Here is a 12,362-nt window from a genome sequence, read left to right as displayed (position 1 = left end):
CGGAATGCGACTAGCCATATCGCGCTTGGATTTCCACGCCTGCTTCGTCAAAAGACCAACGCCATGCGCAGCCGCCTTCCCATCGCCCTCGTCCTGACCGCCACGGTCGCCGTGCTTGCCGCCGGTGGCGTCGTCGCGCAGATCGAGGGGGGTGACCGCGGCGTGGCGGCGGTGGACAGCTCCAACGATTTCGAGGTGTCGGGCATCCGAGTCGATGCGGCGGGGACGAACCCCGACGCCGCCCGGCTGGCGGGATGGCGCGAGGCGCAGCGCAAGGCCTATGCGCAATTGTCGCAGCGGATGGGTGGAGCCAGCGCTTCGGTTTCCGACGGTACGCTCGATTCGATCGTGTCGAGCATCGTGGTCGAGAACGAGCAGATCGGGCCGCATCGCTATCTGGCCCGTCTCGGCGTTCTGTTCGATCGCGCGCGGACCGCCGGATTGCTGGGCGTATCGGCGGCGGTCTCGCGATCCTCGCCATTCGTGGTGGTGCCGGTGCAATGGTCGACCGGGGTCGGCACGGCTTTCGAGCAACGCACCCAGTGGCAGGAGGCGTGGGCGCGCTTCCGTACCGGCGCAAGTGCGATCGATTACGTGCGTCCGGCCGGTACCGGCCCGGACCCCTTGCTGCTGAACGTGGGCCAGACCCAGCGGCCGGACCGGGGATGGTGGCGTGCGCTGGTCGATCAATATGGCGCCAGCGACGTGCTGATGCCGATGGTGCGCCTGTACCGGCAATGGCCGGGCGGGCCGGTGGTCGGCGTGTTCGAGGCCCGTTACGGCCCGGACCACCGGCTGCTTCGCCGCTTCACCCTTCGCGTCGGCGGGGCCAGCGGGATCGCGGCGCTGCTGGATGCCGGTGTGAAGCGACTGGACGAAGTGTACCAGCGGGCGTTGCGGGAGGGATATCTCGGGCTGGATCCCGGGCTGAACCCGATCATGCCCGTCGTGGAAACGCCGCCCGAGGAAGCCTCCGACCTGCTCGCCGACGAACCGGCGCTCTCGACCGCCACGATGGCGCTGACGATCCAGTTCGACACGCCCGACGCCGGTGCGGTGACCGGCGCCGAGTCGGTGGTGCGGGGCGTGCCCGGCGTTACCGGCGCGGTAACGACCAGTCTGGCGTTGGGTGGCGTGTCGTCGATGAACGTCACGTATGCTGGAACGCCGGAGGCGTTGCGGACGGCGTTGGAGGCGCGTGGCTGGCAGGTGATCGGAACGGGCGCGACGTTGCGCATCCGCCGGGGCGGCCCGCCCGTCGCGACCCCGCCGATCGCGCCGCGCCCCGGAACCGCGGGATGAACCAGATTGCGCTGCCGCTGGCCTGGCCGTCGGATCAGCAGGGCGAGTTCCTCGTCGTCGACTCGAACGCCCGTGCGGTTCGGATGCTCGAACATTGGGCGACATGGCCCGTGCGCACCGCGGTGCTGGCCGGTCCTCCGCAATCGGGTCGCTCGCTGCTCGGGCGGATCTTCGCCGCGCGATCGGGCGGATCGGTGATCGACGATGCCGACCGGATCGAGGAAGAGGTCGTCTTCCACAGCTGGAATCGCGCGCAAGAGGAACGACGTCCCTTGCTGCTGATCGCCGCTGCGGTGCCGCCCGCGTGGAGCGTCATGTTGCCCGATCTTCGCTCCCGTCTGTCCGCCAGCCCGACGGCAGAGATCGGCGCGCCCGAGGACGTTTTGATGGGGGCGTTGTTCGAACGCGGTTTCGCGCATCGCCATCTCGAAGCACGGGCCGACCTCATCACGTGGTTGACGGCGCGGACGGAGCGGAGTCATGCCGCCGTCACAGACACCATCGATAGACTGGATCGCGCGGCGTTGGCCGGGCGCCGTCGCCTGACGATCCCGCTGGCGCGCGAGACGCTGGAAAGCGCAAGAACAGCGAACAAGCGGAGCGACTGCCCATCATGACCCGACCTGCCAGTATCGCGCGCAAGGACGCCGAGATGCAGCTGGACGATCCGTTCGTCGAGCGTGACGGCGAGCGATACTTCAATCGTGAATTGTCGTGGCTGGCCTTCAATCGGCGTGTGCTTGAAGAGGCGTGCAACCCGGCGCATCCGCTATTGGAGCGGTTGCGTTTCCTTGCGATTTCCGGAGCAAATCTCGACGAGTTTTTCATGGTCCGGGTCGCCGGGCTGAAAGGGCAGCAGCTGCAGGATGTCGAGGCGCGCTCGGCCGACGGGCTGACGCCGGGACAGCAATTGGCGGCGATCATCGATCAGGCCGATGCCCTGATGGCGAGCCAGCAGGCGGTGTGGCAGGACATTCGCCGCGACCTGAACGACGCCGGCATCTCGGTGCTGGGCAGCCGCTCGCTGGACGCGCTGGATGCCGACCAGCGCGCCTGGCTCGACACGTATTTCCAGGAGCAATTGTTCCCGGTCATCACCCCGCAGGCACTGGACCCGGCTCATCCGTTCCCCTTCATGCCCAACCGCGGCATGGCGGTGATGTTCGATCTGGTGCGCCGTTCGGACCAGGAGCCGATCCGCGAATTGGTGATGCTGCCCGCCGCGATGCCGCGCTTCGTACGCCTGCCGGGCAGCGAACGTGCGTGCTATGTTGCGATAGAATCGGTCCTCAAGCGCTTCGCGCCGATGCTTTTCCCCGGATATGAGGTGCTGGGCGCCGCCGAGTTCCGGGTGCTGCGCGACAGCGATATCGAGATAGAGGAAGAGGCGGAGGATCTCGTCCGCTATTTCACCAACGCGATCAAGCGACGTCGACGCGGGCGCGTGATAAGGCTGGAGCTGGAAACCAACATGCCCGCGACGCTGGCCGCCGCGCTGCGCGAGGAACTGGGCAGCGCCGACGCGATCGTGACCGAGACCGGATCGTTCCTGGGCGTGGGTGACCTGTCGCTGCTGGCGGACGAGGACCGCCCCGATTTAAAGTTCGTGCCGTTCACTCCGCGTTTTCCCGAGCGGATCCGTGAGTTTGGCGGCGATTGCTTTGCCGCGATCCGAAGCAAGGACATCGTCGTCCACCATCCCTACGAGTCATTCGACGTGGTGTTGGCCTTCCTGAAGCAAGCGGCGAACGACCCCGACGTCGTGGCGATCAAGCAGACGTTGTATCGGGCCGGCAAGCAATCGGCGGTCATCAGCGCGCTGATCGCGGCGGCAGAGGCCGGCAAGTCGGTGACGGCAGTCGTCGAGTTGAAGGCGCGCTTCGACGAGGAGCAGAATCTGCATTGGGCCAGCGCACTGGAACGCGCCGGCGTGCAGGTGGTCTACGGCTTCATCGACTGGAAGACCCACGCCAAGGTGGCGATGGTGGTGCGCAGGGAAAACGGTAAATTCCGCACCTACTGCCATTTCGGAACGGGTAATTATCACCCGGTGACGGCAAAAATCTACACTGATCTCAGTTTCTTCACTGCCGATCCTCGCATTGGACGTGATGCGGCGCGAATGTTCAATTACATAACCGGCTATGTCGAGCCGGCCGGTCTCGAGAAGGTGGTGCTCAGCCCGCGGGCATTGCGTGAGCAGTTGGTTACCTGCATCGATGCCGAGATCGCGCACGCACGCGCCGGGCGAGGCGGGTCGATCTGGGCGAAGATGAACTCGCTCGTCGATCCGGCGATTATCGAGAAGCTGTACGAGGCGAGTTGCGCGGGTGTGGACATCGACCTGATCGTGCGGGGTATCTGTTGCCTGCGGCCGAAGGTGCCGGGCATGTCAGACAACATCCGGGTCAAATCGGTGGTCGGGCGCTTCCTGGAGCATAGCCGCATCACCGCTTTTGGAAACGGCGCGGCGCTGCCGAACGATGGGGCGGTGGTCTATATCTCGTCGGCGGACTGGATGCCGCGCAATTTCGACCGCCGGGTTGAATATCTGCTGCCACTGCAAAACGAGACCGTTCACGATCAGGTGCTCGACCAGGTGATGGTCGCCAATTTGATCGACAACGAACAAAGCTGGGAATTGGAGGCGGACGGCAGCTATGTCCGCGATACGCCCGGTGAGAAGCCGTTCAACCTGCACCGCTATTTCATGGTCAATCCGTCGCTGTCGGGTCGCGGCGCCGCACTGGACGGGGACGAGGTTCCCGTATTGTCGCTGAGGCGCAAGCGTTGAAGTGGCCCCGGCGCGGTGCCGATGCCGTGATCGACGAACCACGCGCTGCGATCATCGACATCGGCTCCAATTCGATCCGCCTGGTCGTTTACCAGGGACCGCCTCGACTGCCGGCGATCCTGTTCAACGAAAAGGTGCTGGCCGGATTGGGACGGAGCCTTGCGCAGTCGGGATCGATCGACCCGCAGGCGATGGCGTTGGCCGCAACCGCGCTGGGCAGGTTCGCCGCACTGGCGCGCGAAATGGACGTCACGAGGCTGCGCACGGTCGCCACCGCCGCCGTCCGCGACGCCAGCAACGGCGTGGCGCTGATCGCGGTAGCCGAGGCTGCGGGGCTCACGGTCGAAATCCTGCCCGGAGAAAAGGAGGCCGAGGCCGCCGGCTACGGCGTGCTTTCGGGCATCCCGGAAGCGGACGGCATCGTCGGCGATCTGGGTGGGGGCAGTCTCGAACTGATCCGCGTACGCCGGGGCAAGTTGCTGCAACGCGCGTCCTTTCCACTGGGCGTGTTGCGGATCGCGGCGCTCCGCGAAAAGGGTCGGCTGGACGGTCACGTCCGTACCTTGCTGGCCGACAGCGAGTGGCTGGGGGCCGGCAAGAATGTCCCGTTCTACCTCGTGGGCGGATCGTGGCGCGCGTTGGCCCGGCTCGACATGGAGGCGACGCGCTATCCGCTGCCGGTCATCCATCAATATGAAATGTCGCCCGAAACGGTCGTGCGCCTGCGCCGCACGCTGGCGCAGGTCGGGCGGGCGCGACTGAAGGGGGTGGCGGGGTTGTCATCGGGTCGCATCCCGACCCTGGCCGACGCGACGGCCCTGCTTTCGTCGCTCCTGAAGCATTTGCGGAATACCGGCACGATCGTGTCGGCCTACGGCCTGCGCGAGGGGTTGCTGTACGAGCAACTGACCGTGGAGCAACGTGCCGCCGACCCGTTGATCGTGGCGACGCGTGACGAGGGGCGGCGCAGCGGGCGCTTTCCCGAACATGGTGACTTGCTGGACGATTGGATTGCGCCGTTGTTCGCGGATGATCGCGTGGCCGACGCACGGTTGCGGATCGCGGCGTGCCAGCTCGCCGACGTCGGCTGGCGGGCCAATCCGGACTTTCGAGCGGAGCGCGGCGTGGAGATCGCGCTGCACGGCAATTGGGTCGCGATCGATGCACGCGGACGGGCGATGCTCGCGCAGGCACTGTGGACCGCGCTGGGCGGGACGACCACCAGCCCCGCACCGTTGCCGGCGTTGGCAAACGAAGCGTCCCTGCGTCGCGCGGTGCAGTGGGGATTGGCGATGCGGCTGGGCCAGCGGCTGAGTGGCGGGCTCGCCGCCCCGCTGACCCGGTCGTCGGTTGCGGTCGATGGCGCGACGCTGCGGCTCGTGCTGCAACCGGGCGACGCGCCGCTGTACGGAGAGGCAGTCCAGAAACGTCATCGGGCGCTGGCTACAGCCATGAATGTTCAGGCGGCGTTGGCGTAGGCCAAATCTACCTTGCAACTGGATTCGCTAGGACGGACTCTGCCTGTCCGGCGGGCAAATGGTACCGGATCGGGTTCGGTCGGCCGACACAGGGCGGTGCCAGACCGGACGATGTCGCCGCGTTGTGCGCTTGAACCGGGCATGGACGATGGCGCGTCCTGGCGCGAGTGCCGCTCGACTTCCGGGGTTGGCTAAGCGAGCGTCAGGCCGAAGGCCTCATGCGATGCTGTAGCGAGCGCAGCTTGCTGCATCTTCGTCTGTAACGTTGGCGCCTGAATATCGCGCACTGCCCCCTGCGATGCGTCACGTCGCCGACATGTTGTGGATCGCGATGATGCGCGGTGTGCGGCCTGTTGCAAGCGATCGGCCGCGCACCCGCCACGTCGACCTCGACGAGACGGGTGCGGAACCCGGGACCGTTACGCCTTCTTGGCGGTCAGGTGCGCGCTGAGGAACTTGTTCATCTCGAACATGCTCGCCGACTTCTTGCCGAAGATCTTCTCCAGCTTGTCATCGGCGTTGATCTGACGACGGTCCTTGGCGTCCTGCAGATCGTGCTTCTTGATGTATTCCCACACCTTGCTGACGACCTCGCTCCGCGGCAGATCGTCCTTGCCGACGATCTCGGCAAGGTCGGCCGATGGGGTCACCGGGGCGGTGATGCCGCCGCGTGCGCCGCTGGCCGGCTTACCGGTGTCCTTGACCTTCTTCTCGGCCGCCTTGGTTTCGTCCTTGCCGCGCTTTTCCGCCGACTTTGCCATCTTGTGCTCCTGTCCTGAACGTTGATCGAATGGCGCAACACGCGGATGAAGCGCAAGTTCATCCTGAGTGGCCGTCAAAAGGGTTTTGCCCGTGTGCGACCGGTTGCACAAGGCGGAACGTGGTTGATCGACCGCTGGCGTGCCTCTGCGCATCGCCGAAGGCGAGTGACCGCGCCACATGCGCCCGCACGGCAGGGCCGAAGAGCCGATCATGGAGCAAGTTCAGCCCAGATCGGCAAATGATCGGATGCGACGCGCGAAGCGGGTGAATGATGCACCCCGCAAGCGACGATGCTCAGTTCGGGCGAAACCATGATCCGGTCGAGCCGCGCGATCGGGCGGCGCGCATGGAAGCTGGGGCCAGTCTCCGCAAACCGGAAAGCGGTGCCAAAATCGCGCAGACATCCGGCAGCGCGTGTCCATTCATTCAGGTCGCCCATCATGACGGTAGGCACCGCGTGGCTGCTGGCGGCGAGGTGGGAGAGGATCGCGGCGGCCTGACGCCGACGCCATAACCCGGACAAGTCGAGGTGCATGCCCACCACGCGCAACGTGATGCCGGCGATCGCGACGTCAGCCATCACCGCTCCGCGCGGCTCCAGCGATGGCAAGTGCAACTGCTCGCAATCGAGGATGCGCGCCGATTTACGCACGAGGATCGCGTTGCCGTGCCAGCCCATGCTGGACGCGCGCATGCCCAGCCCGACCGACTGCCAGTCGCCATGCTCCTCCAGCAGGTGCGGGGTAAGGACGGCGGTACGTTGCCCAAACCGGCGATCCGCTTCCTGTAACGCGATGACGTCTGCGTCCACCTCGCGCAGCACTTGGAGAACGCGCTCGGGATTGCGGCGCCGATCGGTGCCAAGCGCCTTGCGCATGTTGTAGCTGGCGACTTTTATCGTCATTGCCCACGCGTAACGGCCGATGGTGGCGGGGGTTGCACGAGGGCATACGTCAGACCGCCCGACATGTGGAACGTAGACGCCGGCAAACTTGATCTATATCAAGGGCTAGGGGCGTGATCGCCGATCGCGCGGCGATTGCTGAAGGAGACGGCATGATCCGGGTGACGGTTCGAGCGATCACCGTCTGGATGGTCAACGCGGTTGCGGCGCGCCTTCCCGACGATCCCGTCAGCTCACGGCTGCGTACGTGGTTCTACTATCCGCTACAGTTCCGGTGCGGCGCGAAGCCAACCATCAAGGGTGGCTGCCGGATCAACGGCTTCGGATTGCGCGCCGGTCGCAGGGTGTTCATCAACCGACATTGCTACTTCGATCTTTCCGCCGTGATCTCGCTGGGAAGCGACGTGGTGATCGGGCACCATTGCACCTTCGTGACGGCAGATCATACGATCGGCGCTTCGCAACGTCGTGCGGGACACGTCACGCCGGCCGCGGTGGTGGTCGAGGACGGTGCGTGGATCGGCGCCCGATGCCTGATTCTGCCCGGCGTACGGATCGGGCAAGGAGCGATCGTCGGCGCGGGATCGACGGTGACGCGGTATGTGCCGCCCGACTGCGTCGTCGCCGGATCGCCCGCGCGACTGCTGCGCCGGCTGGACGATCCGCCGGTAACGGGATGATACGGCAACTCCCGGCCGCGGCCTGTCGATAGGCCGCTGTTTCACACCAGCATCTAACGGAATCTTATTTCTTTTCGCCCACCTGCTTCCGGCTTGGCATCAGGGAGGGTGGCGTGAAGGGGTTGGTGTTCACAACATTCTTCGATTTCTGCGAGCGCGACTTCGGCGCCGATATGCTCGACGATGTTATCGATGCGGCCGATCTGCCGCATGGTGGTGCGTATACGAGCGTCGGTACCTACCCTTTTCAGGAGATGGTGGCGCTCATCACCGCTCTCGCTCAACGTTCGGGCGTGAGCCTGCCGCCGCTGCTTGAACGCTTCGGCACCTTCTGTTTCGACACATGGGTGACACGCTTCCCCCATTTGTTCAGTGGCCGCCCGCTGTTCGATGTACTCGCGGGGATCGACGCCTTTCACGAGGCGGAAGTGCGCAAGATGTATCCGGATGCCGAGCTCCCGTCGTTTCGGGTGGTCGCGCGTGGCGCGGATTGGCTGACCCTCGATTACAGGAGCTGCAAGCCGCTTGCCGATCTTGCCGTGGGCGTAATCCGTGGCGCTGGAATTCATCTCAACGAGCCGGTCGCTGTCAGCTATACGCCGGCGGGCGAGGCGATCCGCTTTCGCGTCGAACGCTGTCACCAGGCCGTGGCGGCATGACGGGCGACGAAGGAGCGGGTGACGTTATAGCCCGGCTCGAACGGCGGGTCGCGCGAGAGCGCGCGGCGCGAGAGGCGGCCGAGCAACTTGCGGAAGCCAAAACGCGCGAGATCTACGGCATCAACATCCGCCTCGCCGAAGCCAACGAGCAACTCGTTGCGCGCAACAGCGAGTTGTTGCTTTCGCAGCACGAACTGACCAGGCAGCAGTCCAGGCTCGAGATCGCGATGCAGGAACTGGCGCAGGTCGTGAATGCCATCGGTAGCATCGCCAGCCAGTCCCGCCTGCTGGCGCTGAATGCGTCGATCGAGGCGGCGCGGGCGGGCGACGCCGGGCGTGGTTTCGGCGTGGTCGCCGATGAGGTCAAAAAACTGGCGAGCGCGACTCAAGCGGCGACGGAGCGGGCGAACGAATTGCTGGCGCCCGGTATCGGCTGCTCCATCACGGGACCGACGAGAATGGAGCATGAGTGGCGGACATGCGCACTCACCTGAGTCTTGCGATTTTCTACGTGGTGCCGGTTGCAGGAATCGAACCCGCGACCTTCGGTTTACAAAACCGCTGCTCTACCAGCTGAGCTAAACCGGCCGACCATCGTCCGCCCTCCATGCGTCAGGCGACGCCGAAGGTCCAGCCCTCCGTGACAGCAACAGCGCGGGTCAGGGCGGCTGGGTGCCACAGGTTGCTGCGGCTCACTGCGCGTCGGAGCCATGCCGCGGTCATCAGCGCGTCGGTGGCATGATCGGTGTAGCGGGTGAGCGGCGCATGCGGGCCGCTGCCGAGCGCCGCCAGCGCGGTGTCGAGCGCGGCGGCGTCACGCAGCTTGCTGCGCCCGCGCGGTAGGCCGGCCGCTCGGGCGGCGATCGCGGTGTAGATCTCGATGATCAGCGCGCCACTTTTCGGTACCGGATCGAATGGCCAAACCGGGATGTGATCGTCGAGATGGTGGAGCAGGCGCATGCCGGCGAAGCTCGCCTTGGCGACCTGGGCCGCGCCGATCGCGTCGTAAACGGTCGAGGGCTTGGTGGTGGCATCGGCCTGTTCGCAGACCCGCCAGTGGAGGAAGTCGCGTTTCGCCCCGTCGGCCGCACCGAGGTAGAAGTGGCGACCGCGGCGCGCGGTGAGGAAGGAGGCCGCGCCGAGATCGACGTCGTCGCAGTGACGATCGACATACGCCCATAGCGCGTGGGCGTCGGCGGTGGTCGTCTCCCCCGGCAAATGTGCGCCGCGCGCCACGAACGGCGCGGAGAAGCTGAAGTCGAATCCGGCCAGCAGCGGCTCGTGGCGGCGGTCGCGCAACCAGTCGAGGACGCCGGTGCGCGACCACAGCGTTCCGGCGGGCGGCGCGACCAGCGCGGGAGCTGTGTCGCCGGCGTGGCACATGGCGACCGCGATCCCCGGGTGCCGCGCTCCTTTCGCGCCCGACCAGTCGATCGCGACGAAGCGGGTGAAGCGATCAGGGACGGGGGCCATAGGCCGCCTGTGTCACCCGGGTCGAGCGATCCCACCATGCGCGGGTGATGACGATCCGGATCCGTGCGGGATCGCTGCTGCCGTGGCGCGCGAGCAGGCCTGGCCAGTTCGCATGATGCGGCGTCTGCCAGAAGGTCTCGGGATCGCTGTCGATCAGCACCGCCTTTTCAGCGTGCGAGGCGGCGATATGGAAGCTGCCGGCTTCGTGCCCGGTCGAGCAGATCAGCTTGCCGCGCGTCTTGATGGCGGGCTGATTGTAGGACGTCGCTGCCTCCGTCGCTGGAAGGGTGAGCGCGAAGGTGGCGACGTGTTCCCAGCTGTCGAAGGTCATGGTGCGGCAATCAGATCCGCAGTGAAGCGGGCGACGTCGAACCGTGCGCTGCCGGGGTCCTCGCCGCGACGGACGACGACCAGTCGCTGCGAGGGGACGACCATGACGTACTGGCCACGGTTCCCCTGCGCGGAATAGCTGCCGTCCGGCAGCCCCTGCGCGGCACCGAACAGCCAGATCGACGCGCCATAACCCTCGCTGCGATCGGGCTGCGGGCCGGCGGGGGTCGTCATGTAGCGCATCCAGCCGGCGGGAAGCAGGCGGCGCCCCTGCCACAAGCCGTCCTGCAGCCAGAACTGGCCGAGGCGGGCGAGATCGCGGGCCGTGGTCCACATATCGCTGGAGGCGATGAGATTGTCTTGCCAGTCGCTCTGCGCGACCGTGTGGCGCATGCCGAGCGCGGTGAACAGCCGTGCGGGCAGTGCGCGGTAGCGGGCGTCGCCCAGTGTCGCGCGTAGCGACCGCGCGGCCAGCATGATGTCGTTGTTGGCGTAGCGGAACCGTTCACCCGGGCGCGACGAAAGCGGCCACGACGTCGCCTGTTCGGTGACGGTGGTGCCGCCGAAATAGATCGCGTCGGTGCGGTTGCCGGCGGTGTCGCTATGCAACCCCGACGCCATGCGCAGCAACTTGTCGAGCGTTATGGCGGCGCGCGGATCGGCGCGGTGGCGGATGCGCCATTCCGGTATGTCGGCGGGGCAACGAACGTCGACCCCGCTGAGGCCGACCAGCGTACCGGTGATGCTTTTTGCGACCGACCACGTGCGGTTGGCGACGAACGGGCCGAAACCGTCGCGGTAACGCTCTGCAACGACGCGCCCGTCGCGCAGGACGACGATGCCCAGCGTTTCGCTGCCGCGACCATAGCCGCCATCGAAGGCACGGTCGACGACACGGGCCATCGCGTCGGAGGGGCGGGGTGCGATGCCGGCGTCTCCCAGCGGCCATGCTCGGGGATCGGGACCGGCGACCGGCGGCGGCGCGACGGAGCGGTGCGCGGCGGCAGGTGCGCCGATCGGGGCGAGGGTGCAGCCCTTGCCCGCAGTCCACACGGCCAGTCGCGGCGTAAGCTGGCGGTCGAAAGCGACGCTGACGGTGCCGGCACGACGATCGACCTGCGCGGAGAGGGTGGGGACGATCTGGTCGTATTCGGGGTAGATACCTTTCAACTCCAGCGCCTCGACCTGTCGTTCGGTTCGACCGGCGTTGAAGATGCCGCCGCACAGGAATGCGGCCTTGTACCCGGCCGCGATCGCACGGACGTAATTGGCGCGATCGTCGGCGCGTACTGATTGCGGCGATTGCGCAAGCGCGGGGGCGGTAAGGCAGAGCAGGGCGGACAAAGCGAGGGTGCGGCGCATGGCGGCGACCATCCCACCCCGGGTCGCGCGCAGCAACGAGATATTCGTCGGATCGTTGCCGCTGCGCAGGATCGTACGATCGACAATGCGCGGAAATTTGGCGGCTGCGGCGATCACGATTGGCTCGGCACAGCATATGACAGAGAGATCGACCTAAGGCTCGGTGACGGCGCAGCGGTATCCCTGCTTCTCATAAGGATGAAACTTTGCCGCGGTTCGGCCGCGTGGACGAGTCCGGGAACGCAACGAAGCGGGACCTGGACCGTCCCTGGCTGCGGCGGTTGGGCGATTGTACGACGGTATGGTCCAGCGGGATGATGCCGAACTGAAGTCTCGCTCCGATGACGACGGGTGCGAAGTTCGGCTCCGACCATGGCGACGTCGCGCATCGCCGGCATATGGGCCAACATCATGGCGCGTCAGGCGCCCACAATGACCCACAGGAGGGCTCGTTCCATTTTTTTGCCGAAAATGTACAAAAAGGGCTTTACGCCGCCAGATCGCTCCCCTAGATGGGTGTCACCGCAGCGGCGGGCTGGGAGATCCGGTGCCGCGGTGGTTGTAGCAGGGACAGGGTGCTGGCCACGACCTACCGGAAGGTAGGAAGGGGGAAGTGCC

12 protein-coding genes and 1 tRNA gene are annotated in these 12,362 nt (G+C 66.2%); 7 read left to right on the top strand and 6 right to left on the bottom strand.

Going from position 1 to position 12,362, the window contains the following annotated elements:
• The first annotated feature begins 63 nt into the window (after positions 1-63).
• The 4 genes from ASE95_RS13115 to ASE95_RS13100 are packed head-to-tail and all read left to right on the top strand — an operon-like array spanning position 64 to position 5,574.
• Positions 64-1,302 carry a hypothetical protein gene (locus ASE95_RS13115; RefSeq protein WP_056637009.1) on the top strand — a complete coding sequence of 413 codons (1,239 nt, stop codon included), beginning with the start codon at positions 64-66 and terminating at the stop codon, positions 1,300-1,302.
• On the top strand, positions 1,299-1,919 hold the full coding sequence (locus tag ASE95_RS13110) for an HdaA/DnaA family protein (protein WP_056637006.1): 621 nt from the start codon (positions 1,299-1,301) through the stop codon (positions 1,917-1,919). The genes ASE95_RS13115 and ASE95_RS13110 overlap by 4 nt, the downstream gene beginning before the upstream one ends.
• Complete coding sequence (locus ASE95_RS13105; protein ID WP_056637003.1) at positions 1,916-4,096, top strand: RNA degradosome polyphosphate kinase; 2,181 nt, start codon at positions 1,916-1,918, stop codon at positions 4,094-4,096. Before ASE95_RS13110 ends, ASE95_RS13105 begins: the two co-directional genes overlap by 4 nt.
• Positions 4,093-5,574, top strand: a complete 1,482-nt coding sequence (locus ASE95_RS13100; RefSeq protein WP_200918832.1) for a Ppx/GppA family phosphatase — start codon at positions 4,093-4,095, stop codon at positions 5,572-5,574. The genes ASE95_RS13105 and ASE95_RS13100 overlap by 4 nt, the downstream gene beginning before the upstream one ends.
• 419 nt (positions 5,575-5,993) lie before the next feature.
• On the opposite strand, the gene ASE95_RS18520 is transcribed toward ASE95_RS13100, so the two are convergent.
• The gene (locus tag ASE95_RS18520) at positions 5,994-6,548 is read right to left on the bottom strand and encodes an SWIB/MDM2 domain-containing protein (protein WP_327196722.1); all 555 of its coding nucleotides are present in this window, start codon (positions 6,546-6,548) and stop codon (positions 5,994-5,996) included.
• Positions 6,545-7,240, bottom strand: a complete 696-nt coding sequence (locus ASE95_RS13090; RefSeq protein ID WP_056637001.1) for an endonuclease/exonuclease/phosphatase family protein — start codon at positions 7,238-7,240, stop codon at positions 6,545-6,547. The genes ASE95_RS18520 and ASE95_RS13090 overlap by 4 nt, the downstream gene beginning before the upstream one ends.
• A 152-nt stretch (positions 7,241-7,392) precedes the next feature.
• Between ASE95_RS13090 and ASE95_RS18515 the strand changes: the two genes are divergently transcribed.
• The 3 genes from ASE95_RS18515 to ASE95_RS18445 all read left to right on the top strand — a co-directional run bounded on the left by ASE95_RS18515 (position 7,393) and on the right by ASE95_RS18445 (position 9,073).
• Complete coding sequence (locus ASE95_RS18515) at positions 7,393-7,920, top strand: acyltransferase (protein ID WP_156348039.1); 528 nt, start codon at positions 7,393-7,395, stop codon at positions 7,918-7,920.
• A gap of 113 nt (positions 7,921-8,033) precedes the next feature.
• Entirely contained in the window at positions 8,034-8,579 is a 546-nt protein-coding gene (locus tag ASE95_RS13080) for a heme NO-binding domain-containing protein (protein WP_056636996.1), read from the top strand.
• Positions 8,576-9,073 (top strand): methyl-accepting chemotaxis protein, encoded by a 498-nt coding sequence (locus ASE95_RS18445; protein ID WP_056636994.1) that lies wholly within the window; start codon positions 8,576-8,578, stop codon positions 9,071-9,073. The genes ASE95_RS13080 and ASE95_RS18445 overlap by 4 nt, the downstream gene beginning before the upstream one ends.
• An 18-nt stretch (positions 9,074-9,091) precedes the next feature.
• On the opposite strand, the gene ASE95_RS13070 is transcribed toward ASE95_RS18445, so the two are convergent.
• From ASE95_RS13070 to ASE95_RS13055, 4 genes are all read right to left on the bottom strand, one after another.
• Positions 9,092-9,167 (bottom strand) — tRNA-Thr (locus ASE95_RS13070).
• A gap of 24 nt (positions 9,168-9,191) precedes the next feature.
• Positions 9,192-10,052 (bottom strand): hypothetical protein, encoded by an 861-nt coding sequence (locus ASE95_RS13065; protein ID WP_056636991.1) that lies wholly within the window; start codon positions 10,050-10,052, stop codon positions 9,192-9,194.
• Positions 10,036-10,383 (bottom strand): hypothetical protein, encoded by a 348-nt coding sequence (locus ASE95_RS13060; RefSeq protein WP_056636988.1) that lies wholly within the window; start codon positions 10,381-10,383, stop codon positions 10,036-10,038. The genes ASE95_RS13065 and ASE95_RS13060 overlap by 17 nt, the downstream gene beginning before the upstream one ends.
• On the bottom strand, positions 10,380-11,861 hold the full coding sequence (locus ASE95_RS13055) for a serine hydrolase domain-containing protein (protein ID WP_235528320.1): 1,482 nt from the start codon (positions 11,859-11,861) through the stop codon (positions 10,380-10,382). The genes ASE95_RS13060 and ASE95_RS13055 overlap by 4 nt, the downstream gene beginning before the upstream one ends.
• Positions 11,862-12,362: the final 501 nt, after the last annotated feature.

The organism is Sphingomonas sp. Leaf231, assembly GCF_001421995.1.
In the GTDB taxonomy this organism is placed as follows: domain Bacteria; phylum Pseudomonadota; class Alphaproteobacteria; order Sphingomonadales; family Sphingomonadaceae; genus Sphingomonas.
Note: the sequence above shows the minus strand (reverse complement) of the source record. Positions and strands in the feature narration are given on the sequence as shown.

What these genes read in the sequence shown, in the direction of transcription:
- ASE95_RS13115 (WP_056637009.1), top strand. Translation starts at nt 64, where the DNA reads ATGCGCAGCCGCCTTCCCATCGCCCTCGTCCTGACCGCCACGGTCGCC.
- ASE95_RS13110 (WP_056637006.1), top strand. Translation starts at nt 1,299, where the DNA reads ATGAACCAGATTGCGCTGCCGCTGGCCTGGCCGTCGGATCAGCAGGGC.
- ASE95_RS13105 (WP_056637003.1), top strand. Translation starts at nt 1,916, where the DNA reads ATGACCCGACCTGCCAGTATCGCGCGCAAGGACGCCGAGATGCAGCTG.
- ASE95_RS18520 (WP_327196722.1), bottom strand. Translation starts at nt 6,548, where the DNA reads ATGATCGGCTCTTCGGCCCTGCCGTGCGGGCGCATGTGGCGCGGTCAC.
- ASE95_RS13090 (WP_056637001.1), bottom strand. Translation starts at nt 7,240, where the DNA reads ATGACGATAAAAGTCGCCAGCTACAACATGCGCAAGGCGCTTGGCACC.
- ASE95_RS18515 (WP_156348039.1), top strand. Translation starts at nt 7,393, where the DNA reads ATGATCCGGGTGACGGTTCGAGCGATCACCGTCTGGATGGTCAACGCG.
- ASE95_RS18445 (WP_056636994.1), top strand. Translation starts at nt 8,576, where the DNA reads ATGACGGGCGACGAAGGAGCGGGTGACGTTATAGCCCGGCTCGAACGG.
- ASE95_RS13065 (WP_056636991.1), bottom strand. Translation starts at nt 10,052, where the DNA reads ATGGCCCCCGTCCCTGATCGCTTCACCCGCTTCGTCGCGATCGACTGG.
- ASE95_RS13060 (WP_056636988.1), bottom strand. Translation starts at nt 10,383, where the DNA reads ATGACCTTCGACAGCTGGGAACACGTCGCCACCTTCGCGCTCACCCTT.